The sequence below is a fragment of the Terriglobia bacterium genome, from assembly GCA_036496425.1.
Lineage (GTDB): Bacteria > Acidobacteriota > Terriglobia > 20CM-2-55-15 > 20CM-2-55-15 > 20CM-2-55-15.
This window is the reverse complement of the sequence record DASXLG010000011.1, coordinates 1-23862: the sequence shown is the minus strand read 5'-3', so window position 1 is coordinate 23862 and position 23862 is coordinate 1. Positions and strand designations below refer to the sequence as shown.

General features: G+C 58.9%; 24 protein-coding genes. 13 read left to right on the top strand and 11 right to left on the bottom strand.

Going from position 1 to position 23862, the window contains the following annotated elements:
• From VGK48_00610 to VGK48_00600, 3 genes are all read left to right on the top strand, one after another.
• Positions 1–555 (top strand): SDR family oxidoreductase (locus VGK48_00610; GenBank protein HEY2379654.1); only part of this gene is annotated, 555 nt, incomplete at its 5' end.
• A gap of 17 nt (positions 556–572) precedes the next feature.
• Entirely contained in the window at positions 573–812 is a 240-nt protein-coding gene (locus tag VGK48_00605; GenBank protein HEY2379653.1) for a hypothetical protein, read from the top strand.
• Positions 813–830: 18 nt separating this feature from the next.
• The gene (locus VGK48_00600; protein ID HEY2379652.1) at positions 831–1043 is read left to right on the top strand and encodes an SMP-30/gluconolactonase/LRE family protein; all 213 of its coding nucleotides are present in this window, start codon (positions 831–833) and stop codon (positions 1041–1043) included.
• 72 nt (positions 1044–1115) lie between these two features.
• Here the strand turns inward: VGK48_00600 and VGK48_00595 are convergent, their stop codons facing one another.
• From VGK48_00595 to VGK48_00575, 5 genes are all read right to left on the bottom strand, one after another.
• On the bottom strand, positions 1116–2921 hold the full coding sequence (locus VGK48_00595; GenBank protein HEY2379651.1) for a PQQ-binding-like beta-propeller repeat protein: 1806 nt from the start codon (positions 2919–2921) through the stop codon (positions 1116–1118).
• Positions 2922–2929: 8 nt separating this feature from the next.
• Positions 2930–3364 carry a CHRD domain-containing protein gene (locus VGK48_00590; GenBank protein ID HEY2379650.1) on the bottom strand — a complete coding sequence of 145 codons (435 nt, stop codon included), beginning with the start codon at positions 3362–3364 and terminating at the stop codon, positions 2930–2932.
• A 178-nt stretch (positions 3365–3542) separates the two neighbouring features.
• Positions 3543–4739: an ABC transporter substrate-binding protein gene (locus VGK48_00585; GenBank protein ID HEY2379649.1), complete on the bottom strand. Its 1197-nt coding sequence runs from the start codon at positions 4737–4739 to the stop codon at positions 3543–3545.
• 3 nt (positions 4740–4742) lie between these two features.
• Positions 4743–6875 carry a hypothetical protein gene (locus VGK48_00580; GenBank protein ID HEY2379648.1) on the bottom strand — a complete coding sequence of 711 codons (2133 nt, stop codon included), beginning with the start codon at positions 6873–6875 and terminating at the stop codon, positions 4743–4745.
• Between the two features lie 132 nt (positions 6876–7007).
• Positions 7008–8552 carry a VWA domain-containing protein gene (locus VGK48_00575; GenBank protein HEY2379647.1) on the bottom strand — a complete coding sequence of 515 codons (1545 nt, stop codon included), beginning with the start codon at positions 8550–8552 and terminating at the stop codon, positions 7008–7010.
• A 66-nt stretch (positions 8553–8618) separates the two neighbouring features.
• On the opposite strand from VGK48_00575, the gene VGK48_00570 reads away from it, so the two are divergent.
• The 6 genes from VGK48_00570 to VGK48_00545 all read left to right on the top strand — a co-directional run bounded on the left by VGK48_00570 (position 8619) and on the right by VGK48_00545 (position 15489).
• A complete protein-coding gene (locus tag VGK48_00570; GenBank protein ID HEY2379646.1) occupies positions 8619–8969 on the top strand; it encodes a PspC domain-containing protein in 351 nt (116 codons plus the stop codon).
• Positions 8970–9145: 176 nt separating this feature from the next.
• A complete protein-coding gene (locus tag VGK48_00565) occupies positions 9146–10060 on the top strand; it encodes a hypothetical protein (GenBank protein ID HEY2379645.1) in 915 nt (304 codons plus the stop codon).
• Positions 10060–10860, top strand: coding sequence for a Nif3-like dinuclear metal center hexameric protein (locus tag VGK48_00560; protein ID HEY2379644.1), 801 nt, complete (start codon positions 10060–10062; stop codon positions 10858–10860). Before VGK48_00565 ends, VGK48_00560 begins: the two co-directional genes overlap by 1 nt.
• Positions 10857–11816, top strand: coding sequence for a hypothetical protein (locus VGK48_00555; protein HEY2379643.1), 960 nt, complete (start codon positions 10857–10859; stop codon positions 11814–11816). The genes VGK48_00560 and VGK48_00555 overlap by 4 nt, the downstream gene beginning before the upstream one ends.
• 329 nt (positions 11817–12145) lie before the next feature.
• Entirely contained in the window at positions 12146–13879 is a 1734-nt protein-coding gene (locus VGK48_00550; protein ID HEY2379642.1) for a carboxypeptidase-like regulatory domain-containing protein, read from the top strand.
• Positions 13876–15489 (top strand): carboxypeptidase regulatory-like domain-containing protein, encoded by a 1614-nt coding sequence (locus VGK48_00545; protein ID HEY2379641.1) that lies wholly within the window; start codon positions 13876–13878, stop codon positions 15487–15489. The genes VGK48_00550 and VGK48_00545 overlap by 4 nt, the downstream gene beginning before the upstream one ends.
• 105 nt (positions 15490–15594) lie before the next feature.
• Here VGK48_00545 and VGK48_00540 read toward each other — a convergent pair whose 3' ends face one another.
• A complete protein-coding gene (locus tag VGK48_00540) occupies positions 15595–17703 on the bottom strand; it encodes a fused MFS/spermidine synthase (GenBank protein HEY2379640.1) in 2109 nt (702 codons plus the stop codon).
• Positions 17704–17844: 141 nt separating this feature from the next.
• Between VGK48_00540 and truA the strand changes: the two genes are divergently transcribed.
• Complete coding sequence (gene truA / locus VGK48_00535) at positions 17845–18594, top strand: tRNA pseudouridine(38-40) synthase TruA (GenBank protein ID HEY2379639.1); 750 nt, start codon at positions 17845–17847, stop codon at positions 18592–18594.
• A gap of 81 nt (positions 18595–18675) precedes the next feature.
• Here the strand turns inward: truA and VGK48_00530 are convergent, their stop codons facing one another.
• Positions 18676–19113 carry a nucleoside deaminase gene (locus tag VGK48_00530; GenBank protein HEY2379638.1) on the bottom strand — a complete coding sequence of 146 codons (438 nt, stop codon included), beginning with the start codon at positions 19111–19113 and terminating at the stop codon, positions 18676–18678.
• 32 nt (positions 19114–19145) lie between these two features.
• Here VGK48_00530 and VGK48_00525 point away from each other — a divergent pair, with 32 nt between their 5' ends.
• Positions 19146–20567 (top strand): APC family permease, encoded by a 1422-nt coding sequence (locus VGK48_00525; GenBank protein HEY2379637.1) that lies wholly within the window; start codon positions 19146–19148, stop codon positions 20565–20567.
• Positions 20568–20659: 92 nt separating this feature from the next.
• A complete protein-coding gene (locus tag VGK48_00520) occupies positions 20660–22282 on the top strand; it encodes an ATP-binding protein (GenBank protein HEY2379636.1) in 1623 nt (540 codons plus the stop codon).
• Between the two features lie 85 nt (positions 22283–22367).
• Here the strand turns inward: VGK48_00520 and VGK48_00515 are convergent, their stop codons facing one another.
• The 3 genes from VGK48_00515 to VGK48_00505 all read right to left on the bottom strand — a co-directional run bounded on the left by VGK48_00515 (position 22368) and on the right by VGK48_00505 (position 23211).
• Positions 22368–22634, bottom strand: a complete 267-nt coding sequence (locus VGK48_00515) for a hypothetical protein (protein ID HEY2379635.1) — start codon at positions 22632–22634, stop codon at positions 22368–22370.
• Positions 22627–22848, bottom strand: a complete 222-nt coding sequence (locus tag VGK48_00510; GenBank protein HEY2379634.1) for a hypothetical protein — start codon at positions 22846–22848, stop codon at positions 22627–22629. Before VGK48_00510 ends, VGK48_00515 begins: the two co-directional genes overlap by 8 nt.
• Positions 22849–23031: 183 nt before the next feature.
• On the bottom strand, positions 23032–23211 hold the full coding sequence (locus VGK48_00505) for a helix-turn-helix domain-containing protein (protein ID HEY2379633.1): 180 nt from the start codon (positions 23209–23211) through the stop codon (positions 23032–23034).
• Here VGK48_00505 and VGK48_00500 point away from each other — a divergent pair.
• Positions 23149–23298, top strand: coding sequence for a hypothetical protein (locus VGK48_00500; GenBank protein HEY2379632.1), 150 nt, complete (start codon positions 23149–23151; stop codon positions 23296–23298). The genes VGK48_00505 and VGK48_00500 overlap by 63 nt on opposite strands.
• A 20-nt stretch (positions 23299–23318) precedes the next feature.
• On the opposite strand, the gene VGK48_00495 is transcribed toward VGK48_00500, so the two are convergent.
• Entirely contained in the window at positions 23319–23585 is a 267-nt protein-coding gene (locus tag VGK48_00495) for a BrnT family toxin (protein ID HEY2379631.1), read from the bottom strand.
• Positions 23586–23862 lie beyond the last annotated feature (277 nt).

The following is a 23862-nucleotide window of genomic DNA, read 5'->3' as shown; positions in this document are numbered from 1 at the left end:
GTGAGCCGGCTGTTCCGGAAGACGGCGGAAACATTCGGCCGTCTCGATTTGCTGTTCAACAACGCAGGTACCGGCGCTCCGGCAGTTCCAATGGAAGATCTGTCCTTCGAACAATGGACGGCCGTCGTGAATGTGAATCTGACCGGAGCTTTTCTGTGTGCTCAGGAAGCGATCCGCATCATGAAGTCGCAGCAACCGCGCGGTGGCCGGATAATCAACAACGGTTCGATCTCGGCGTACGCTCCGCGGCCGGACTCCGCACCGTACACCGCCACCAAGCACGCGATTACCGGTTTGACCAAGTGCATCTCGCTTGACGGCCGCCAGCACGATATTGCGTGTGGCCAGATCGATATCGGCAATGCAGCGACCACGCTGACCGAGCGAATGGCGGATGGCATTCCGCAGGCAAACGGCTCAACCATGATGGAGCCGCGGATGGATTTGAAGCATGTCGCGGACGCGGTGCTCTACATGGCGAATCTTCCGCTCGAAGCCAACGTGCAATTCATGACGGTCATGGCGACGAAGATGCCGTTTATCGGCCGGGGCTGATTTATAATGCGCGCATCATGAATCGCCGCACATTTCTTGCAGCCGCTATCGGCGGAGGTGCGCTTCGGCAGCAGCCACAGGTTTACTACAGTGGCGCCAACAGCGGGCCGAACGGGATCTGTTTTTCACCCGACTACAAGAAGGTCTATATCGCGGACACCGGAGGCGGCCGGGAGGTCAAAGTGTGGGATATCGACGGAAAATCGATCCGGAACGGAAAACGCTTCGTGCAACTCGATATACCTGGAACCGGTTAGCCTTCCGCTGCCGACGGCATTCGATGCGACGGCGATGGAAACATCTGGGCCGCAGCACGGCCCGGTGTGCAGGTCATTGCTCCGAATGGCGACCGTATCGGCATGATCCGGCTGCCGGAGACCTGCGCTAATATTACTTTCGGCGGCGCCAAACGCAACCGTCTGTTCATGGCCGCCAGCGAATCCCTGTATTCGGTCTACGTGGAAACAACCGGCGCGCATGTTGCATAAAAGAAATTAGCCACAAAAGGCACATAAAAAAACCCAAGGGGTTCCTTATGTGCCTTTTGTGGCTGATTTCTTCTACTTCTTATCGGGCAGAGCGAACACGTACAACGCGAAACCTTCGTTCGGCGGATTGATTTCCGGCGTGACCGTATTCGGAACAAGCCAGGGGCTGCCGCCGCCTTTTCCGGTCGTCACCGCGATGTATTGTTTCCCGTTGATCGAATACGAGGCGGGGAAGCCCTGGACCGATGTTGCCAGCTTCGTATCCCACAGCGTCTTGCCGGTTTTGACGTCCACGGCGCGGAACATCTGATTCCGGTCACCGACGAAAGCCACACCTCCGGCAGTCGATACGACAGCGGTCAGGAAGGTTGCGCGCTGTTGAACGGCCCAGACTTCCTTCAGCGTATTGACGTCGTAAGCGGCCAGTTTGCCGAGGTTGCCGTCGCTTCCAGGCATTTCGTAGAACGAACGGTTGGCGCCGCCGCCATTGCCGTTGCTGTCCAGGTTGGCGGCCTGAGGAACCATGGTCTGGCAGGCTTGAACCAGCGGCGCGATGATCACGCCGGCCGGCGCGTTGTAGCTGGTTGCGGGCCAGTTGTGACCGCCCGCGCTGGTCGGGCATGCATCCACCGGCTTGCCGATAGTTTCGTGAAGGATGTCGTCCCGGTAAGTCGGCTTGCCGGTCTTCGGATCCCACTTGGTCCATACGTTCTGGAAGACGGTTTCTTTGTGGCCGAGGTATTTGCCGGTTTTGCGGTCGAGCTTCCAGAGAACTCCGTCTTTGCCGATGGTGAAAAGCCAGTTCTGCCCATTGGGGGCGTCGACCAGGACTCGTTCGAACACGATGTCGAGGTCCAGAGCCTCGCCCGGAGCGTGCTGGAAGTACCACTTGAGCTTGCCGTCATCCGGATTGACCGCCAGCGTCGAATTGGCGTATAGACCGTCGCCTTCCGTTCCTCGTGTGAGGGTCATCCATGGTTTGGCCTGGGCCGTTCCCCAGAATGTCAGATTGAGAACCGGGTCGTAACTGCCGGTGATCCACATTTCACCGCCGGCGCGATTCTTGTCCGGAAGATTGCCCCAGCTGTCGGCGCCCGGATTGCCGGTTGTGGCGATCGTGTAGAAGCGCCATACCTGTTTGCCGGTCTGCGCGTCGTAGGCGCTCATGAAGCATTTTTCTTCCTGATAGCGCTGGCAGCCGCCGAGGCCCTCAAGCACTTTGCCGTTTACGACGAGCGGGCCGCTCGAGTTGCTGTAGCCCTGCGCGATCTCCGTATCCCATACCTTCTTGCCGTTTTTTGCATCGACGGCGAGAACGCGGTTGCCGCTGGCGAGATAGATTTTGTCTTGATAAATCGAGATGCCGCGCATCGCGAGGTTGGCACCGAGATGGTTCTCCCAGATGACCTTGCCGGTGGCGCCGTCCAGTGCCTGCAGGATACCGCCCGTATTGGCGAGATAGATGACGCCGTTATGGATGATCGGCGCAGGCTGATTCGTTCCGCCTTCGTGCATGGGCGACTTGAAGACCAGCTGCAGATCCTTCACGTTGTCCTTGGTGATCTGGTTCAGCGGACTGTAGTCCGAAGCGGAATAATCGCGCCGGATCATCAACCAGTCGCCCGGATCCGGTTTCCTCAACATGGCGTCGGTTACCGGAACATAGTTCTGCACTTCACCAGTAACGGTAAGCCCCACGGGAGCCGGAGCCGCTGCCGCCGCACCTCCCCTTGCTGCCCGCTGGCCGCGGCCGCTACCCTGACCCGCGCGCTGGCCGCCTCCTTGTGCTGCGGGTGCCTGCTGTGCGGCAACGATCAGGACGCTCAGAAGAACGATTCCCAGAAATGCCAATAGAAAGTGCTTTTTCAGACCAAACATAGGTCCTCCTATTTCTTCGCGTCAGTGAGCAGCCAGCCGATGAGGTGGCCGTTCGGCGCTCCCTCGCTGTGAAGCTGGATGTAGATTTTGCCCTTTTTCAGCGCGTCAACCTGGTCGGATGAAAGATCGAACGTGCCCGCAATCGTGCCTGTGGTTCCAGTCCCTGTCTTGGTCACGGTGAGATCGAAAATGGAATTGCCGCGAACTCCCATCACCGGTCCGAGGTTCAAGTGGGCGACCGTCGCCGGCGATGCCAGCTTGTCAAATGAGCCGTTGATCGTCAGCTTTTTCCCGTTCAGAACCGCGGTAGCTGCACCGGTCCCGACAACAGCATCCGCCTTGACGCCAAGCAGCGGCACCAAAGAAAGTCGAGCCCTGAATTGTTCTCCGTTTTGCGCGGCCGCGGAGAGTGAGACGACGAGCAAAGCGGCCGAAAAAATCATTCCACGCCTGTATAGATATTGCATTCTTGCCCCCGTTGCGGCAGAGCATACCACAGGAAGGAAAGATGATTCAGCCCATGGTGTGTGAGCGACCCCCAGCCGGCTGAAGGCAGGGCAGGGGGTCGCCTCACAAGCCATGTCGAAATCGAGTTTTTGTGCAAGGGCATCGCGACCGATGCTACCAGTTCTCGATTGGAACAAGCGCGCCGCCGCGAATTTCCGTCATCCAGATGTGATGGCTGCCCTGATGCTCCTCGGGGGCAAAGTGCAGCGGAACGCCGATGCCGATATTGACGGTGCCGGCGTGTTCGAGGGCATCGACAATGGCTTCGCGCGTGGGCGCGGCGGTGACGCGCGCGAGTCCGGACGAAAATGCTTTCATCACGAGGTAGCCTTCGAGCGATACGAAGTCCGGCTTCGATCCAGGTGCATAGCGCTCGAGCGCCGCACGGTATTCCATCGTTCCGGGAAGCGGCGTGTTGTAGTGTGGCACCACCTGCGAAACGATCACGCCTTCGCCGTCCGCTCCCAGCGCTTCGGTCAGCGCTTCCGAACCGACGAACGAGACGTTAAGGAACAGGCCATTGGGCAGCAATTGCCTGGCGAGCTTGATGAACTTCGCGCATGGCGCGTATGAGCCGACCATGATGACGGCATGCGGCCGGGTCCGTGCCTGAATGATCGCCAGCAGACCGTCATCGATATCGAGGGTCCCCCGAGCATAGCGCCCGTGCGCGAGGCTCCGGGTCTCGTCGTATCCCAGCGCTTCAATGGCCTTGACCGCCCCGGCGTATCCGGAGTCCCCGTACGCATCATCCTGAGTGAAGAAGGCAATCTGCTGCGGCTTGACACCTTTCTTCAGGAGGCCGCGAACCATCACAGCGGTTTCTTCTGCATAGCTGGCTCTGAGATTGATGACGTAACGATCGGGCGGAGTCTTGCGCAGAACGGCGGCTCCCGAAAAGGCACCGAACAGCAGGACGTGACGGTCGTTCGCGATCGGAACGGCTACTCCCGCTCCAGCAGTCCCGACACTGCCCACGACAGCAAGGACATGCTCGGCGTCGATGAGCCGTTCCATGTTCGCCCGCACGGGTTCCGCCTGATAGGAATCATCCAGCACGACCAGGCGAAGCCTGCGGCCTCCAATTCCACCGGCATCGTTCGCGCGTTTGATGAACGAGTCCATGCCGAGCTTCATTCCTTTGCCGAGCCGGGCGGACGGCCCGCTAAGTGCTGCAGACATGCCGATCACGATTTCGGAACGGTCACCAGTGCCACGGGCGAAGGACGGGACGGCGGCCCATCCGCAACAGAGTCCCGCTGCCTGAAGGAACAGACGGCGCGTGATCGGTGAAATCGCTGTTTCGCTCATAGCTCAGTAAAACGTGATCAGGGTAATGGCCAGCAATAATAGGAGGATCATCGGCCAGAATAGCAGTTTCGGCACCAGATGTTCCCGGCTTTCGAGCCGCGGGAAGTGTCCCGTATACGCGTTGGTCAACGTGATCAGAGCGACGGTGAGGATGGCCCCATACATCACGAAGTAGAAGTATTCGATGTACATGATCGAAGAACTGGAAATTCGCCGTCGCAGATCCAGTTCGGACAGAATGACGACGAAGAACAATGCGGAATATGCCGACAGGATATTGACCACGGTCGGCCGGGTACTCTCTTTTACAACGAGCAGCAGCGCGAACACCATGAATCCGGAGACCGCGAGCGGCAGAAGATTCGAAAACATCGGCTCGATGATCTTCCGGTCCAGCACTATGTTGAACGAGAGCTCGTTGAGCGCATCGCGCGGGCCTGTGGTTATGCCGAATGTCGTTGAAGGATCGGTCGATCCGGCGCTGAATTGCGTCCGGGCGATGGCCCAGCCCGGCAGTGTGAAGTTCTTCTCCAGGCCGAGGCGGGCGAGCGGATTGATGATCGGGTACGAGTCGAGATCCGGAACCAGGACAGCCGGTTTTTCCAGATCGGCGTGACGAAGCCGCAGCCGGAAATCCTGCTCATCCAGCGGAAATTTGGAATAGTCGAAGCTCTGGCGGATCGTCGCTTTTATCTGCCATCCGATGGTTTCGGTGTCGGCATCGCTGTGCCGGTAGATCTCGGTGACTCTGCTGTCCGAAGCTTCCGGAAGGACAAAACCCCGCCCGACCGCAGCCGGAATGTTTCGGGCATATTTCTGCCAGACATAACCGGTGACGTTGATATTATTCGGCCCGGCGATTTCGAGAGTCTGGAGGAGGACACCGGTCGGAACGAATATTGGCAGACTGCCTTTTTGTTTGAGCGACGCCCGGGTCGAATCGAGGATGAACTTCCGGACGCTCGCCGCGTCGACAAGCGGCGTGTCGGCCTTCGAAGCGTCGTTTGGTTGGCCGTAACCCTCCATCCACAGCGCGGCAATACCGATCACCAGCAGCCCGCAGCCGGCAATGACGGCGACCCAGAGACGTTTGATATTACCGTTATAGCTGCGCAGAGCCAGGCTGATCAACAACAGGCAGGCGGTTATGAGCACGGCAATCGTGAGCTGCATCTGCGCCCGGCGGAAAACATCGCCGCTTTCCGATGCGCCTTTCAGGAACACCACGCCAACGGTCCACCCGGTGGAGGGCACGCGCTCGGTCAGGACCCAACTCGGCTCGCCGGTAACCGGATCCATCACGTCTTGGACATTTCCGGCCTGCGCGTTCCGTACGGACTCCAGCATCTTGAGGATAGTGGCGCGCTGGCCCGCCGATGGCGTGTCGAGAACATGAGCAGCGAGCTTGGTGGCGAATGGATGCGAGACGACGGCGCCCTTACTGGAGAGAAGGAACCCATAACCGTATTCGCCGAGGTCGAGGGAGCGAATCAGATCGTCGATTTCGGCGAGCGACATCGTCCCGTGCACGATTCCGGCGGTTTTTCCCGTTTGCAACGATCCTTCAGTAAACGGTGCGGAATACTCGACTTGGACGCTGGAGTCCGGGCCCGCGATCGCCGGCTCGCTCCAGGTGCGGCCGGATTTGAGCGCGGACTCGTACCACTGCTGCCCCGACTGCGTGTAGTCGTAGAGCGAATCGAGTGCGATGAGGGTTACGCCGGTGGCGGTCCGTTGATAATACGGCGCGTAGAGACGCAGGTTCGGGTCGTATGCATAAGGCACGTATGCCACACCCACGCCGGAAAGCTGCGGCAACGTATCGATGCCGCCTTTCAGGCGATCGAGCATTCCGGCCCGCGTGATGCGTCCGCTGCTGAGATCGGCGGCGATCGCGTCGATGACACGCGGCAGCCGCCTCAATTCGGTGTCGATCGTGGCGACCGCGTGCATGGCTTCCGCCTGAGCCCGCTCGCGCTCGGCGGTGACGGCCCGCCTTGCCATTGTCCAATAAATGAGGCCGAGGATGATTGCAATGACGGCGCTGGCGATTGTCAGGACGGTCAGAATCAGAGCCGCACGCCGCCGTGCTCCGGCATCAATGTGCCGTTCATCAGCCTGCGCAGGTTCGATCATTCGTACCAAGCGGTTTCCCCGCGATAGGGTACAACCAAGTCGCTGCTCCCCATATGTCAAAAGTCAAATGTCCCATGTCGAACGTCCAATTTACCGACATGGGACGTTTAACATTGGACATCTCGGAAGAATCTAGTTTTTCGCGAGTGGCAGCCACAGGGAACCGGCCAATCCCGTCGCATGGTCCTGCAATACCAGGTGAAGCCGATCGTAGGGGCGATCCGTTGTCACGGTCTCCTGCATGATCAGGCCCCGCGCCAGCGCGGTCCGAAAACGGTCTTCCGTGAGGTCAATGGGGACGGTCCGGACCTGTACAGTCTTTTGTTTGAACGGTTCGAACCCGAACACCATGTCCATTGCTGCAATCCAATGGTCGTTGTGATGCTCGAAGTGGAGGTCGGAGGTTTCGATCCTCAGAGAAATGCGGTAGGACGGCGCTTTGCCGGCAAGGGTTTCCACTGATGCTGCCAGTCCGACCTGGGCCGCGTCCAGTGGATTCGACAGCAGCTCGCTCAGGATTGCTTTACGTTCCTGCTCATTCGGACCCTGATCTTTCACTGCGAGGTAGCCGGCGCGATGGCGGACTTCGACGTTGCTTCGTTCGACCTTCACGCTGATGTTATGGAATTTACCGTCGAAGCCGTTTTCCGAGGGATAGAAACCCAGCATATAACTGACTTCGGCATCGGCGATCGCCGTACGAATCGAGCCTGCGAGATCGTTGTTGAAGTAAAACGCGCGCCCGCCGGTGTCGTCGGCCAGCCGGATCATCGCATCCGGTGGCGGAATCTGTTGGGGCCGCGGGCGGCGGCCGCGCGGCGGATCGGCCGCTTGCAGGCCATGCGCATCGACGGGGTAAACGGCGATGTTGGCATCGGTCAGTAAGTGTGTCGCACGTCCGAGCTCGGAGTCTTTGCCGTCACGGCTGGTACCTGGTGCGATCGACAAGGGTATGGCGGCCGACATCCAGATCAGACTTTTCCGGCCGGGCACCGTGCTTAAATGCCGCGCGATTGCCTGGATCGCATCCTCCGTAGGATCCTTGCGCTCCTGCAGCGAATAATCAACTTCCGCCCTTGCCGTCTGGACGTTCCGCCGCGTGACGCGGCCGACAGCCTGAGCTTGCGCAATTTCCTGAACGGTTCCGTTGTCGACGCCCGGCAGATCTCCGATCGGCATTTTTGAAGCGGCCCGGACCAGACGGTCCGGATCATTTGTGAAGTCCTGCACGAGCTGCAGATCGTCGCCCAGGACGTAAATGGCGGTCAGGTCGTCCGGTCTTGCCGTTTTCAGATAGGCGAGCAGTTGCTTCATGCTGTCTCGCTGATACTTGTCTGCAGTGTTGAGCCTGTCGAAGAGAATGACGGTCGCACTGGTGGTCGCGTCTTTTGCGGTCCGGTTCGTGACCACTCCGGGGGGCAGCGGTGGAGGACCCGGTGCGGTTTTGGCGCGTTCCGCCCGGGATACGGAAAAAGCCTCGACGCGCTGCGCTTTGCCGTTATCGAATACCGTGAAATCGTTTTTGGTAAGGCCCGATACCGGTCCGTTTTTATCACGCACGACGACGCCGACTTCCACCAGCCGGGTATTGACGCGAATAACATCATCCTGCGCGCCCATACTGCTTGCCGCCAGGATGGTTAGCACTGCCACAATCAGCGCCAGCCGACTTTTCATCGGCAAAGCATACACGTTTTGGAACTTTTTGCCTGCATCCATCGTTTATCGATTCAGGAGGCGGAAATGTACTGCAGCAACTGCGGAAGGAAAGTCGAGGACCATGCCCATTTCTGCTCGGAATGCGGAGCGCCGAAGCCGCCGGTGGAGGTGCCCATCCACAGAAGTTATGAGCGGCCTCCATTAAGCCGTACCCGCAACGGAAAGATCGCCGGCGTTTGCGGGGGTGTCGCGCGGTATTTCGACATGGATGTGACGCTGGTCCGGATCCTCTGGATACTTGCCGCGATCTTCCCGCCGCTGCCCGGGCTCGTTGCCTACCTCGTGTGCTGGATTGCCATGCCGCAGGATCCCCCTCCCGCCCCGGCCCCGTCAAAAACGTCTGAGGTTGCAGCGGTGGTGCCGGGCCATCCTTGACCGTCCTTGTGAGCGACCCCCTGCCGCTTCGCGGCTCTCCCCCTGTAACAGGGGGAGAGTGGCTTTACTGTCCCCCTTGGAAAGGGGGACAGCCGGCGAGAGCCGGCAGGAGGTCGCTCACACACCATGTTGAAGCGGCGTCTGGAGTGCGCTAAAGTCCACAGCGTGAAGCTCATATGAAGCCGATTCCACGCCGCCACTTCATAACCCTGTCAGCGGCCGGAGCCGTCGCAGGGCCGTCCATCTTTTACTCGAGATTTGCGCGGCCTCCGCTGGCGCTGACCGCGCAGGAGATCGTAGACCGCGTCAAGCGGAGCATCGGCGGTGAATGGAAACCGGAAACGATCGATGGGTTCAAAGCGGGAGATCCGGCCACCGTCGTCAACGGTATTGCCGTGGCCGCAATGGCTACGCTGACCATCCTGAAACAAGCGGTGCGGTCCGGAGCGAACCTCGTCATTACCAGCGAGCCCACGTTCTATTCCAGATCGGACGCCGCAACGCCGCCCGCCGGCCGCCGGGGAGGTCCGCCGCCACCTCCCGATCCGGTATTTACGGCTAAAAACGACTTCATCAAGAGCAATGGCCTCGTGGTCTGGCGTTTCAGCGACCACTGGCGGCAGCGCCGGCCCGATCCGTTCGCAATGGGACTTACCGATACGCTCGGATGGTCCAAATTCAGAGCCGCAGGCGACGCGGCGCATGTGACAGTTCCCGCACTTGGACTCGATGCCCTGGCTTTGGATCTCAAGAAGAAACTCAACGCCCGCGGTGGCATCCGTATCGTTGGGGATCCAAGGCTCAGAGTCCAGAAGATCGGCTTGCTTCCCGGTACGACGGCGATCCAGGCAGCACTGGCGGTGTTGCCGGACGTTGATGCCGTCATAGCAGGTGAAGTGCGGGAATGGGAGTCCGTCGAATATGTCCGGGACAAGGTGGCGGCCGGTGAAAAAAAGAGTCTCATTCTCCTTGGCCGGGTCGTCTCGGAGGAACCGGGCATGAAGTTATGCGCGGAATGGATCAAGACCGTGGTGCCTGAGCTCGCCGCGACGTGGATTCCGAATGGCGATCCCTATTGGAGGCCGGTCTGATGCCGGCTCTCACCGCAGACGAAGTCGTCTCCCGCATCAAAGCCAATCTCGGCATACCGTGGCGTGATGCGACATACCGCGACACGTTCAAGTTCGGCGGAGCCGCCACCGAGGTGAGGGGAATTGCCACCGCCATGTTCTGCAATTTCGAACTCTTGCAGCGCGCCGCCGAAGCCGGCTTGAACATGATCATTCCTCACGAGGATACGTACTGGAATGACCGCGACGACGTGACAATCGTCAATAACGACCCTCTGTACAAGGTGAAGGTCGACTTCATGACGAAGCACAACATCGTCATTTTCCGAATGCACGATCATATGCATGCGCAGCGGCCCGATTTTACTTATGTCGGACTGGCGCGCGCTCTCGGCCTCGATAGCAAATCCGAAACTGCGCCGCAGTCGCACCATTTCACGATTCCCGAAACGACGCTGGGGGCACTCGCAGCTGACTTTCAGAAGCGGCTTGGACTGAAGGCGCTTCGCGCGGTCGGTGATCCCAACAGGAAAGTCCGACGCATTCAACTGGGCGTCGGTTACGCTACGCCCGCAGTCAACAGTCCGGATGTCGATGTGGTCGTCAGCGGGGAATTGCAGGAAACGGATGGCGGTTTCGATAGTCCCGAATACGTACTCGATGCCGTCTCGCTCGGAATCCCGAAAGGCTGGATCATGCTGGGCCACGCCGTTTCCGAGGAGCAGGGAATGCTCGAGATGGCGCAGTGGGTGAAATCCTTCATCCCCGAGGTTCCAGTGCAACTCATCCGTACCGGCGAACCCTTCTGGGTTCCGAAATGAACACGAGATTCACACCGGACACCAATTGGACGCGGGCCATTCCCTCGCAGCGCAAGCTGGATTGTCTCGCGGCGGCCGAAGAAATGTTTGCGCAGGCCGAACGAAAGCTCGGCCAGGTGGAGCGCACCGGTCTGGATCGCGGGGAGATTCGCGTCGCTGCATTCCTTCCGCGCCTGCCGGGTGCCGAAACCGATCGCGGTTCCCGCCGGTATGCGAGTTACATGGGCAAGAAATTCCGTCAGCACGGCCTGGATTTTCGCATCGAAGAGGCGCAGAGCGCCGACGCGCTGGAACTGCTCCTGATGGGCGCTCAGGTACACGAGCGCATCTATGGCACATTCATCTTCTTTCCCGCTCCATTTGGAAAGACCGAGGATTATTTCCTCAGACGCGTGCGGCCGGAGAAGGACATAGAAGGCCTGACTGTCGAAAACACAGGCCGGATGGCCCTCAATATCAAAACCGTCGACGAGGAGCAGAAATACGAAGGGGTTGTGCCTTGCACGGCAAAGGCAATCCTGACGCTTTTACACCAGCACCATTCCATCAAGGATATGTTTCCCCGCGACCTGCACCAGAAGGGCCCGACTGCCGTCATCTTCAACAGTTCGCCGCGGATTGGAATTCCGCTTCAAAACATGTTGATGCGAATCGGCGCCACCGCGACCATTGTCCACGAGCAGACCAGGGCTGACGAACGGGAGCATCTCCTCGAAACGGCGGACATCGTTGTCACGGCATTTCCAGCCCGTTCGGAAGATGATCTGGTACGGAATGTCCGAAAGGGCGCCATCGTCATCGATTGCTCGACCGAAGGCAATCTGCACCCGGATGTAGCCGGCCGTGCCGCATTTATTTCCACGCACGACAATCATCTCGGCCAGGTCACCACCGCGCTTTCTTTATACAACACGGCCTTGTGCGCGTTGTGGCAGAGGGGAATGGCGAGGGGGTAGTTCTTGGCATTTGTTTTGGTAGGACAGCAGATTCGTGTGAGGCGACATTCCCCGCCTTTGCAAGGCGGGGTGGCTGCGCCGCTAATAAAAAGGTCCCGTTCCTTAGTGGCGTAGACGGGGCGGTTAGTAAATTCCATCAACAAATAAGGAGCGCTTCGCGGTTCGTTACTAACCACCCCGTCCGCGCGGCGAAGGAGCTTCGCGGCTTTTTGTTGATCGCGCGGCCACCCCTCCTTGAAAACGGAGGGGAATGATGCCGACTTCAATTCGCAAAGCCTCAAACCTCTCATTTTTTTGAACCCACCCATTACGGCGGTAGAATCGTCTTAATGAATCTCGTCCTGGCCGCATTGATCGCGTTGCTTTTCCAGGCTTCAGCCTCGGTGGATGGCGTCGTGGTGAAACTCGGCTCCTCCGAACCATTGGCTGAGGCCACGGTGCAGCTGCGTCAGGAGATCACGAACACCGATCCCGATGCGCCTAGGGCCAAGTCGTATGCGGTGAAAACGGGCTCCGACGGGCGGTTCCTTTTTGAAAACGTCCCACCGGGAACGTACCGGCTCATCGCAACCCGGCCAACTGGCGGCTATGTACCCGCCGAATATGGCCAGCGAACACCGACGTCGCAGGGCGTGCCCTTAACCGTAGCTCCCGGACAAAAACTGAGCGGTATTCAACTGGCGATGGGGCTGACCGCATCGATCGCCGGCCGAATTTTTGATGAAGATGGCGAACCCGTCGCGCGAGCGCAGGTCAATGCATTGCGGTCCGTATATAAGGATGGCCGGCGGATCATGACCAATGTGCAAACAGTGGAGACCAACGATCGCGGCGAGTACCGCTTGTTCTGGCTGGCGCCGGGCCGCTATTACATCAGCGCGAAACCGGATATCCCACAGCTTCCGTCGGACCCGCGCAATCCGGGCGGCAAAGTGAGCGCCGTCCACATCACGAGCCCTGCCCGCTTCGGCACCAGTGAACAGGCTGCGGAGCCCACGATCCATAAGCGCAGGCTGAAGACGGGCGAGGTGGTTGAGGAAACCTATATTCCTGTTTTCTACCCCGGCGTGACGGCGGAGCAGGGCGCCGCACCGATCGATGTGGGTCCGGGCGCGGCCTCCAGCGGTGTGGACATGTCTGTCACTTCGGGAGTGGTTCCAGCGCTGCACGTCCGCGGCCGCGCGATTGCCGGGACAACTGTCGCAAACCTGGCCGGCACACGCATCGTGGCGGTACCTCGAGCGCAGACGTCATTTGTGATTATTCCGAGCGTCCAAACCGATTCGCGCGGAGAATTCGATTTGGCAGGTGTGGCGCCCGGCAGCTATTGGTTATTTGCGTCGCGGGACCGGATGCTCGGAATGGCGCCGGTGGAAATCGGCAACAATAACGCCCAGAACATCGCCATTCCCATGGTTCCTGCGTTTAACCTGTCGGGGCGCTTCACATTCGACGGCCGCTCGCGTTCGGGTGACCAGCCGCCGCTCTGGAGTCTTCGGCTGGCGCCGCTGGGGCGTGACCAGAGCATCGTGGGGATGCCGGTAGGCGGCCCTTTCTCCAATCCGCCGCCGGATGACGACGGTTCATTTACGGTGGAAGGCATATATGTGGGCGATTTTCATGTGACCGTCTTCGGTCTTCCTCCCGATTCCTATGTGAAGTCGATGCGTTTAGGTGATATCGACATACTGGATCAAGGTCTCCACCTCACCGGTCAACCCGGAAACCTGTTGAACGTCGTCATCGGTCTGAACGCCGGCAGCATTGCGGGATCGGTAGTGGGCTCGCGTCAGGAGCTGCTTGCGGACCGCACGGTTGTGCTGGTGCCGGACCCTCAATACCGCTTCAGAAAAGATCTTTATAAGGTTGCGACAACGGACGATTCCGGCCGCTTCCGGATCCAAAGCATCACTCCAGGCGATTACACGGTCTTCGCCTGGGACGAGGTGGAAAGCGGAGCGTGGCTGGACCCCGACTTCCTGCGGACCTACGAAACCCGCGGCACGAGGGTTCACATCACGGAAGGCGATAATGAAGCCCTGACGTTGACGGTGATTCCATGAAAGTGCCGCGGATTGCCTGCGCTGCGCTTCCCGTGCTGCTCGTCTTCGGTGTCGCCTTCGGTCAGAATTTCTCTATTGAAGGAATCGTTACGAGAGCGGGAAGCGGGGAAGTGTTGTCCAAGGCACTGGTGGAGCTTCGCGGCGATGCGAACGAGAGTTCCCTAATCGACAGCCTCACGACAGATACAGACGGCCGATTCCAGTTCCAGAACGTGAGGCCAGGCCGTTATCGGATCAATGTCAGGCGCCAGGGTTACTTCCGCTCGCCTCTGGCTGTTACCGTTGTGGCCGGCCAGCCGATATCCGATGTGCAGGTTTCGATGGCGCCGGCCGGCGCGATATCGGGCCGCATTTATAACGCGGGCGGCGAGCCGCTCGGCAATGTCGACGTGCAGGTCTTGAAAGCAACCTATCCGCAAGGCCAGCGTACGCTGACGTTCGTTCAATCCTCCATCACCAACGATCTGGGCGAATACCGGTTATTCGGTCTGCCTGCAGGGCGATACTACATTACCGCCCTGCATCCAGACGGTGAGAACGGAATGCTCGCTTCCATCCGCAAGTTTGGCGGGGCCGTGATGCTGAATGGGCTTTCGCTGTCCTCCCATGTCGTCGCGGATCCCGCCCTCGGAGATCCGGTTCCGGATCGTGATGCAAAAGCCGATCGTTACGTGCCGATCTACTTCCCCGGTACGCCGGACGAATTGAGCGCGTCGCCGGTGGATTTACAGGCAGGAGCCGATTTCGGTGGTGTGAACATCGCGCTGAGCCCGGTGCGGCCGGTACATGTGCGTGGAGTCATCGTGGATGTCTCAGGGCGTCCCGCACAAAATGGAAGCGTAACGGCCACTGGCGGAATTTTCGACTCCCCGTTCACCGAGCAAAGCAGTTCGGCCGTCAACGGCGCTTTCGATCTGCTGCTCAATCCGGGAATGCACCTTCTGATCGCGAGCGCGCAAGGCACTGGGTATGCGGGAGTGCACGTCGAGAACGCCGATATCGATAATGTAATGATCCGAACATCGCCCGCTTTCAACATCCAGGGGCGAGTTACATTCGAGAGCAAAACAGGCGCCAGGCAGGACATCAGTCCTTTGCGCATCAGCCTGCAGCCGGATTTCGGAGTCGGTGGAAATCTGCCGAAACCTTCGTATAGCGTTCCGCTGGCGAACGGCGCTCTCACCCTCGCCGCGAACGCCGGGGACTTCCGCGTCAATATTGCGCAGTTGCCGCAGAACCTATACGTCAAATCGATTCGGCTGGGGACGATCGATGTTCTGGCAGCGGGCCTTCAGCTGGATCGTCCTCCGTCGAGCCTGCTGGAAATCGTGCTGAGCACGGACTATGGCTCAATCGACGGGACTGTTGCGGGCGAATCCACCGTCGTTCTGGTGCCGGATGTTCGAAACCGGACCGATCTGTATCGAAGCGTGGTAACAGATTTTTCCGGTCACTTCAGCCTCGATCGGATTCCACCGGGTGATTACAAAATGTTTGCATGGCGCGATGTTGAAACCGACGCCTGGTACGACCCGGATTTCATGCGGAATTATGAAAACGACGGCAAGCCGGTTCACATCGCGGAAGGCGCCACCCTGCATGTTCAATGAAGAGACTAGCCACAAAAGGGGAGACCTCGCTTCTTTGTGCCTTTTGTGGTTTTTGTGGCTAATTTCTTTGTTGGGGAGCGGCGTTGACGTTGTTCCGCAATCGGACTACTGCCATTTGACGATCGCGAGCATATTGGAATAATCGTCCGTCCAGACCTGAACGCCGTCGGTTTTTTCGACTGCCGACCAGTTCATGTCGTCCTGCAGCGGACCGAAATCTTCCGCGTGCCGCGCAGCGACGACGTAATCCGAGCTGGCTTTGCCCTCCGGTATCTCGTCGTCGTCGTATCGAACCAGACCCTGCAGGCCGGCGTCGAGCGTTACGGCGGAGGCAAGCGCTTCAACGTCCATGTAACGATTGGAAACGTGGAACAGGATCAATCCATTTGGTTTCAACTTCCTCATATACATCCGGACGGCTTCGCGTGAAACCAGATGCGCGGGGATGGAATCGGAGTTGAATGCATCAAGCATGATCACGTCGAACTCGCCGTCCGGCTGTTTGTCGAGCGAAAGCCGCCCGTCACCGATGACGATGTTGCAGTCACCGCCGCAGCGGCGCAAATACGTGAAGAACCCACGCGCGATCCGCGGCACCTGCGGATCGATATCGAAAAACGTGATCCGGCGGTTGGGCGCAGCCCATCCGGCCATGCTTCCGGTTCCCAGGCCCACAACCGCGACGTGTTGATTGGGGCGGCTAGCGATGAGCTTCATGATGTCGCCGACGGGACCGGTCTCGTGATAGTAGGAAAGCGGCTTACCGATGAGCCCGAGGTCCAGGCTCTCCACGCCGTGAAGCGTATCGCCGTGCAAAAGTTTCCGCATGTTGGTGTCGCGGTCGAAGACGACTTTCTTGATGCCGAAGAAATCCCGATCGACCTGCAGGACCTGGTAATCGTCCAGGAGTCCGGGAAGAGCCAGATGGTAGCCGGCGATCAGCACGGCGAGCGTCATCGCGAAGCGCCGGCGCCGCCCCTGCGCCAGAAATGCGGCGAGCACCAGGACCGCATCGGCCGCGAGCGATGTCCTGGTGTCGCTTGTTACATCCACACTCGCTTGTTTAAACAGGTACCAGGTTCCGGCGATCATGAGACCGATCACGGCGGGATAGGCCCAATCGGCCCAATTCCATTTCGGATCGGTTTCGCGGGTCTCACGGAAGAACGCGATCACCGCGACCAGAAGCGGATATTCGAGCACGGTGCTGAACGCGAACGGGGCAACGACCGCCACAAATACTCCGCCCAGCGCGCCGCCGAGAGCCACCCAGAAATAGAACTCCGTCAGTTGTGCGGTTTGCGGCCGCCGCGAAGCAAGCGCGGTGTGACACAAAAGCGCTCCGGCAAACAGCACAAGCAGGTGCGCCCCCAATATCCATTTCAGAGACCTACCGGCCACCGGCTGAGAGACTGCGACCAGCGGGAAGAGCACAAGTAGGACGATCGGCACCGCGAACGACAGAACTCTTGCGGGAATCCGAAGGCGCCGCGCGAAGGCGATCATGAACGTCAGGAGGTAGATCGCAAGCGGCATTACCCAGAGGAAAGGTACTGACGCCAGATTGAGCAGCATGTGGTTCGTCACCGCCAACATCAAACCGGATGGTACGAAGGCTGCGGCCAGCCAGAACAGCCGATCTTGCCAGGCTGCCTTTTCCCTTTCGGCTACAAGTGCGGCCTGCGCCGGCTTTGTCCATACGATGCGGGCGCTCGCGGCTACCAGCAGCACCAATGCCGCATATCCCGCAAACCAGTACGAGCTTTGCAGCCTCACTCCCCATCGAGGCTCGATAAGCACAGGGTAGGTCAGCAGCGCCGCCAGGCTTCCCGCATTGCTTATCGCGTAAAGGAAGTAGGGATCCCGCCCGGATGCCGTTTGGGTCTTGGAGAGCCAGTTCTGAAGCAGCGGCGCCGTTGTCGAAATAATGCAAAAAGGAACGCCGACAGAACCCAGCAGTATGCCCATAAGCCACACTGCCGGATGCGCGCTCGCCAGTTCAGCCGGTCTTGCCGAAAAGTGGATCGGCAGAAAAAACATTGTTATCAGCATCAGGCCGGCGTGAACGGCGATTTGTGTCCGGACCTTGGCGTAACGCTCGAGCGCGTGGGCGTATCCGTAGCCGGTGAGCAGCATCAATTGAAAGAACAGCAGGCAGGTGATCCAGACCGATGCTGCGCCCCCCAGGTACGGCAGCATCATTTTGCCGACCATCGGCTCGCAGCAGAAGAGAAGGAAGGCGCTTAAAAAAATGGTTGGCGCAAACAGCAGAACCGCATTCAGACTAGCGGATCGGGGGGCGGCGGCTTCTTCTTGCGATGTTGCCTGCATAGAACCCGGGCAGTTATATAACACATGACAACCTTTAAGGCGTTAATCGAATATGACGGGACGCGGTACAGCGGCTGGCAGGAGCAGAAAAATGCCCGCACCGTCATGGGCGAACTCCGGAAAGCGGCGCGCGAAGTCTTTGGTCATGACGTCGAAATGCAGGGAGCCGGACGTACGGACGCCGGCGTGCACGCGCTCGGGCAGGTCGTTCATATCAAGGCGGCGGCGCCCGTCAAACATGAGCCGGAGGTGATCGCACGCCGGCTGAACGATCTGCTGCCCGCGGACATCGTCGTCCTCCAGGTGGACCGTGCTCCCCGCAATTTCCACGCGCGTCATGACGCCCGCAGCCGGGTTTATATTTATCAGATTTCCCGCAGGAAGCAGGCCTTCACGAAGCGATATGTCTGGTGGGTTAAGGAGGACCTCGATCTCGGACGAATGCGTCAGGGAGTTTCGCTTCTCGCCGGCCGTCATGATTTCATCTGTTTTCGCGCGGCAGACGCCTCGCGTCCGGATGAGTCGACCATCGTCGAGGTGGAGAAGGCGGAAATCGAGACCACGGAAGACATCATTCAGGTCCGCATTGAAGCGTCCCACTTCCTGTGGAGAATGGTGCGCCGGGTGATCGGCGCTCTGGTAAAGGTCGGCAAGGGTGAAGTAACCCTGGAGCAGTTTGAAAAGCTGGTCGGCGGCCGCGGCGATCCAAAGCTGGATGTAGCCGCTTGGACGGCGCCGGCTTCGGGCTTATTTCTCGAGGAAGTGCGCTATTAGCCGCAGATGACGCGGATGACGCAGATGGGGACATCCACGGCGCTTTAATGTCCCCATCTGCGTCATCCGCGTCATCTGCGGCTAATAGCCGATGTCTTCGTTCCACAGTGCCGGCTGTTCGCGGATAAATCGCTCCATCAGCGCGATGCAGCCCGGATCCTGGAGAACGGTGACGTCAACGCCGCGGGAGCGGAGCAGATCTTCTTCGCCCAGGAATGTGCGATTCTCGCCGATGACCACTTTCGGGATTCCGTAGAGCAGTATCGCGCCGCTGCACATCGCGCACGGGGACAGCGTGGTGTAGATGACGCATTCTTTGTAGACCGCGGCGCTCTGCCTGCCGGCATTCTCGAGCGCATCCATCTCGCCGTGCAGGACGACGCTGCCTTTCTGCACCCGCCGGTTGTGGCCCTTGCCGATGATCGTGCCGCGATATGCCAATACGGAACCGATCGGTATGCCGCCTTGGCGCAAGCCGGCTTCGGCTTCGAGTGCAGCAGCGCGCATGAAGTCATCCATTAGCCCATGTTATTACATTAGAATGCTGCGGCATGTCCAAGGCGCGGCTGAAACGGGCAATGGGGCTCCCGGACCTGGTGATGTTTTACCTGGTCACCGCCCTGAGTCTGCGATGGATCGCCACTGCCGCCGCGGCAGGCCCGAGTTCGATCGTCATCTGGATTGCCGGTTGTGTTGCATATTTCGTCCCGCTTACGCTTTGCGTGCTGGAACTCTCGTCTCGTTATCCGGAAGAAGGCGGAATGTATCTCTGGAGCAAGCAGGCTTTCGGCGAGTTTGCGGGGTTCATGACCGGCTGGATGTACTGGACCGCAAACCTTCCGTATTATCCGGCCTTGCTTTATTTTGCCGCGGGGAATGCTTTGTTCATGGGCGGCGAACGATGGCAGCGCCTTTCGACCAACAGCCTCTATTTCATTGTGGTGGCGCTTGCCGGCCTGGCCCTGGGCTTCTTTTTGAATCTGGTCGGCTTGAATATCGGAAAGTGGCTTCATAATCTCGGGGCGATCGGTTCCTGGCTTCCTGCTCTGATGCTCATCCTGATGGGTTTCGCCGCCTGGCTTCGTTTCGGTTCGGCCACGCATTTCACCTCCGGGACAGTTCTCCCGTCTTTTGATTTCAAGAACGTTTTCTTCTGGTCCACGGTTGCCTTCGCCTTTGGCGGTGTGGAAGGCGCATCCACCATGGGCGATGAGATTCAAAATGCGCGGCGGAACATTCCTCGCGCACTGCTGATTGCAGGCGTCATCATCACCGTCATTTATATAGCGGCGACGGCCAGCGTGCTGGTTGCCCTGCCGCCTGAAGAAGTCAGCGGCCTGCAGGGATTCATGCAGGCCATGAACAAAATCTCTGCACGGGTCGGTTTAGCGCCGGTCGCGCCGTTTGCGGCATTCCTGGTGACAGTCAGCAGTATCGGTGGAGTCAGTGCATGGTTTGCGGCGTCATCGAGGCTTCCATTTGTCGCAGGCGTGGACAAGTTCCTGCCGGCGGCGTTCGGGCGGGTTCATCCGAAATGGGGGACGCCTTATGTGGCGATGGCCGTTCAAGCCGTGCTTGCCGCAGTCTTCATTTTTCTCGGGCAGGCGGGAACATCGGTAAAGGGCGCGTATGACTTCCTGGTCGGGATGGGTGTGATTTCGTATTTCCTGCCGTTCATCTATATGTTCACTGCGGTGATTCGACTGCAAAATGAGCCCGCCGGTGAAGGCGTCATGAGAATTCCGGGCGGCAAACCCGTCGCCATTCTCATGGCTGTGTTGGGCCTGGCGACGACGGCGATCTCGAGCATTCTCGCCTGCATTCCGCCGGACGACGAACCGAACAAGATCTTCGCCGTCGTGAAACTCGTCGCTTCGAGCGCATGCCTCGTCGGGGTCGGTGCCCTCATTTATTGGATCGGGACCAGGCGCGCCATGAATTCGAAAGGCAAAAACCGGACTGTTCATACATAATTTCTATAATTTCCGTTTGCAGGCGCTTGCCGATTCGCGTTAACGTTTTAGAACGACGGAGATTGGGGAATCCCAGCCGGCTCTCTTTGAACATGCCAGGAAGCGAAGACAAACTGCCTGTCGAGTCTCTCGATGCCGAAAGTTACCGCCTTCTCGTCAGCGAAGTCCGCGATTACGCCATTTTCATGCTCGATCCGAACGGATTCATTCTCAGCTGGAATGAGGGCGCGAAGCGCCTGAAGGGCTGGACGGACGGGGAAATCATTGGCAGACACTTCTCCGCCTTCTATAGCGAGGAGGATAAACGCTCACGTAAGCCCGAACGCGAGTTGGAGATCGCGCTGAAGGAAGGCCGCGTGGAGGATGAAGGGTGGCGGCTCCGCAAGGACGGCACCCGCTTCTGGGCCAACGTCGTCATCACCGCGGTTTACGATAACGAAGGCGCTCACCGCGGCTTCGCCAAAGTTACGCGCGACCTGACCGAACGAAAGCGTACGGAGGAGTCGGCCCGCGCCGAACTGAAGCGGTTGGTCGATGAGCGAACCGTGGAGCTGGCTCAGGCGAATGCGCGTCTTGAAAAGGCAAACCTCGATTTGCACGAGGCGGACCGCACGAAAGACGAGTTTCTCGCCATCATCTCGCATGAGTTGCGCACGCCGCTGACTGCCATTTACGGCTGGGTGAGCCTGCTCCAGCGCGGCGGCGCGAACGAGGCCAAGCTGGGAAAGGCGTTGGCCGTCATCGAACGAAACGTGAAAGCGCAGACGCAGCTCGTCGATGATCTGCTCAGTGTCTCGCGAATTGTGACGGGCAAACTGAAGATCATACCCGCCTGGACCGATCCTGTTGCCTTGATTGAAACCGCCGTGGATTCGGTGCGTCCGGCAGCATCGGCAAAATCGATCGAACTGGTCGTCGAGCCCGCCAATGCCGAGCCGATTTTCGCGGATACCGAGCGCATGCAGCAGGTGATTTATAACCTGCTGACCAATGCGATCAAGTTCACGTCCAAGGATGGCCAGATCCGGGTCGAGTTCGGCCGCATCGGCAGCCAGTTCCAGATCAGCGTCAGCGATAGCGGTGAAGGTATTGCCCCGGACATGCTGCCTGTCATTTTTAACCGCTTTACCCAGGAGGACGCCTCATCGACCCGACGGCATGCCGGAATGGGGCTCGGCCTGAGCATTGTCCGGCACATTATCGAACTCCACGGCGGAACGGCCATCGCTCACAGCGAAGGAAAAGGCCGCGGCGCAACCTTCATTGTCAGGCTTCCGATCCCGGCTGTCCGCGTTTTGGACGCGGAGCGCCGCGAAAAGGACTCTGCGACATTGAACCATGTCAAAGTGCTGGCGGTAGAAGATGATCCGGATACCGCAGATATGCTATGCACAGCGCTGGAGGAATATGGCGCCGCCGTCATTGCCGCAAATTCCGCCGCCGAAGCGCTGGAGATTCTGAAGACCTACCGCCCCGATATCATTCTCAGCGATCTCGGAATGCCGGAAATGGACGGCTTCGAATTCATGAAGAAGGTCCGCTCTGAACTCGGCCAGGACCTGGCGAAAACCCCGGCGATTGCGCTGTCCGCGTTCGCGGGCAAGGACCACCGGCAAAGAGCGATCCGCTCCGGATACCAGGAACATCTCGCCAAACCTGTCGCGATTTCCGACCTTATCTTTCTGATTTCCAGATTCGCCCACCGCGCGGCGTAACCTCCGAACGGTGCTCAAATATGGTGAAGGAAATTTTCTAAGTCTGCACCGAGATTCTTGTCTCGATTGAAACCACGACTCTCGATCAGGCGGACTGCCTCACCGGCGACAGCCAAGTCGAGTTCGGTTGCAGCGCGGCGTAGGGCGGGTAAAGCCGGGTTCGTAAAGATTGCACGATATGCTCGGCATTCCGATCGCTTGCTGCTGAAATGGCAAGGTCCAGATCCTTGGTAAAGCGGGGTTCCGTTCGGGCGGAGACGGCCAGCCCTCCGACAAGTGCGTATGGCGAGCCGATCTCCGTCAGATCTCTACAGATCGACCGCAAGGCTGTGTGCAGCCGTGTTTCATCCATTGGATAGGGGACGCAGTCTGCCGGGGGCATCTCCAAATTCGGCGCCGGGATGGTCAGAGAACCAAGCCCACAGCTTTGCCTCGATCTCCTCGCCTGTGGCATCGGGAAAACTCCGCCGCAGGTTTTGACGCATGATCGATTCGCCCAAGCCAAACATCTCCAAGGCGATCCGTAAATTTTCTGCCGCCTTTTCGAGCTCCCGGGCATCACTCATTTGACGATGATAACACGCGCGAATTTGCCCTTGATGCCGAACGGCTCGGCCGATTTCGAAAGTCGCGATTTTCTCCCTTGCGGGCGGGCAGCTCACCTGGCCCAACCTGCCGGCTGTCGGGCCGGCAGTGGAAAGCCCTTAGGGCTTTGCGGACGGCGGCTGCCAGAGCTCAATCTTATTCAATTACGCTACTGACTTGACGTTCTCGCGAATGATTCGGGGATGGCGAGCGGCAATCCGGAGTAACCCTATCGCGGGGCCTTCTGGCCGTCTCCGCCCCTGTTCCCAGTTTCGGAGAGTATGGACACTGATTCCCATCGCTTCAGCAAATTGAGTTTGCGTCAGCCCAACAAAGCGCCGCAGAGCGGCGACATCGTCACCAGACTCGATCTGTCCAGCTATAAGACGTTTCCGAACCCGGGCGGAGATCGCCCGGGACATCTGCTGTGAGGTGATTTCAGGAATATCCGTCATCGTTGGTGCTCCTTCAAATGTCCTTGGTACATCGACCTTTCTCGGCTTGTGGCCGGCCGGGCGCTGATGATTCGAACTGCGTCCTCGAATACTTCGGTGTATGGTCCAATGGCAAGGAAGCGGTCTTCCATGTGGGAATGAAACTCGTCGAAAATTTCGAGGTAATCTACGCCGGAAGTGAATAAAACGCCAGCTTCTTCAAACGAGATACCGTGCTTCTTTTGATTGGCATTGTTTTTCGCCTCGTCCCAGGCGGCTTCCACTCTCGTACATATAAGCCACCGACTTACTAAGTCAATGGCTTATATCAGCCATCGCTGTGGAACGATTCATGTGACGGATAAGTGGCCGGTAAACGCTGGGCGAGATATGGAGAGTAATCGTCCGTTTCCGGTTTACCGACTTGAACGAAGCCGCTGCTGCGGCGGACGCTGCTGCGTTAGCTTACCCAACCAGATAATCCCACAATAAAGTTCGGGGTCAAAGGAGACACCTTATGACCCGATTACGAAAACGGATGCTGGAAGAACTTCAGCGTCG

What these genes read in the sequence shown, in the direction of transcription:
- VGK48_00605 (HEY2379653.1), top strand. Translation starts at nt 573, where the DNA reads ATGAATCGCCGCACATTTCTTGCAGCCGCTATCGGCGGAGGTGCGCTT.
- VGK48_00595 (HEY2379651.1), bottom strand. Translation starts at nt 2,921, where the DNA reads ATGTTTGGTCTGAAAAAGCACTTTCTATTGGCATTTCTGGGAATCGTT.
- VGK48_00590 (HEY2379650.1), bottom strand. Translation starts at nt 3,364, where the DNA reads ATGATTTTTTCGGCCGCTTTGCTCGTCGTCTCACTCTCCGCGGCCGCG.
- VGK48_00585 (HEY2379649.1), bottom strand. Translation starts at nt 4,739, where the DNA reads ATGAGCGAAACAGCGATTTCACCGATCACGCGCCGTCTGTTCCTTCAG.
- VGK48_00580 (HEY2379648.1), bottom strand. Translation starts at nt 6,875, where the DNA reads ATGATCGAACCTGCGCAGGCTGATGAACGGCACATTGATGCCGGAGCA.
- VGK48_00575 (HEY2379647.1), bottom strand. Translation starts at nt 8,552, where the DNA reads ATGAAAAGTCGGCTGGCGCTGATTGTGGCAGTGCTAACCATCCTGGCG.
- VGK48_00570 (HEY2379646.1), top strand. Translation starts at nt 8,619, where the DNA reads ATGTACTGCAGCAACTGCGGAAGGAAAGTCGAGGACCATGCCCATTTC.
- VGK48_00565 (HEY2379645.1), top strand. Translation starts at nt 9,146, where the DNA reads ATGAAGCCGATTCCACGCCGCCACTTCATAACCCTGTCAGCGGCCGGA.
- VGK48_00560 (HEY2379644.1), top strand. Translation starts at nt 10,060, where the DNA reads ATGCCGGCTCTCACCGCAGACGAAGTCGTCTCCCGCATCAAAGCCAAT.
- VGK48_00555 (HEY2379643.1), top strand. Translation starts at nt 10,857, where the DNA reads ATGAACACGAGATTCACACCGGACACCAATTGGACGCGGGCCATTCCC.
- VGK48_00550 (HEY2379642.1), top strand. Translation starts at nt 12,146, where the DNA reads ATGAATCTCGTCCTGGCCGCATTGATCGCGTTGCTTTTCCAGGCTTCA.
- VGK48_00545 (HEY2379641.1), top strand. Translation starts at nt 13,876, where the DNA reads ATGAAAGTGCCGCGGATTGCCTGCGCTGCGCTTCCCGTGCTGCTCGTC.
- VGK48_00540 (HEY2379640.1), bottom strand. Translation starts at nt 17,703, where the DNA reads ATGGTCGGCAAAATGATGCTGCCGTACCTGGGGGGCGCAGCATCGGTC.
- truA (HEY2379639.1), top strand. Translation starts at nt 17,845, where the DNA reads ATGACAACCTTTAAGGCGTTAATCGAATATGACGGGACGCGGTACAGC.
- VGK48_00530 (HEY2379638.1), bottom strand. Translation starts at nt 19,113, where the DNA reads ATGGATGACTTCATGCGCGCTGCTGCACTCGAAGCCGAAGCCGGCTTG.
- VGK48_00525 (HEY2379637.1), top strand. Translation starts at nt 19,146, where the DNA reads ATGTCCAAGGCGCGGCTGAAACGGGCAATGGGGCTCCCGGACCTGGTG.
- VGK48_00520 (HEY2379636.1), top strand. Translation starts at nt 20,660, where the DNA reads ATGCCAGGAAGCGAAGACAAACTGCCTGTCGAGTCTCTCGATGCCGAA.
- VGK48_00515 (HEY2379635.1), bottom strand. Translation starts at nt 22,634, where the DNA reads ATGGATGAAACACGGCTGCACACAGCCTTGCGGTCGATCTGTAGAGAT.
- VGK48_00510 (HEY2379634.1), bottom strand. Translation starts at nt 22,848, where the DNA reads ATGAGTGATGCCCGGGAGCTCGAAAAGGCGGCAGAAAATTTACGGATC.
- VGK48_00500 (HEY2379632.1), top strand. Translation starts at nt 23,149, where the DNA reads ATGGACACTGATTCCCATCGCTTCAGCAAATTGAGTTTGCGTCAGCCC.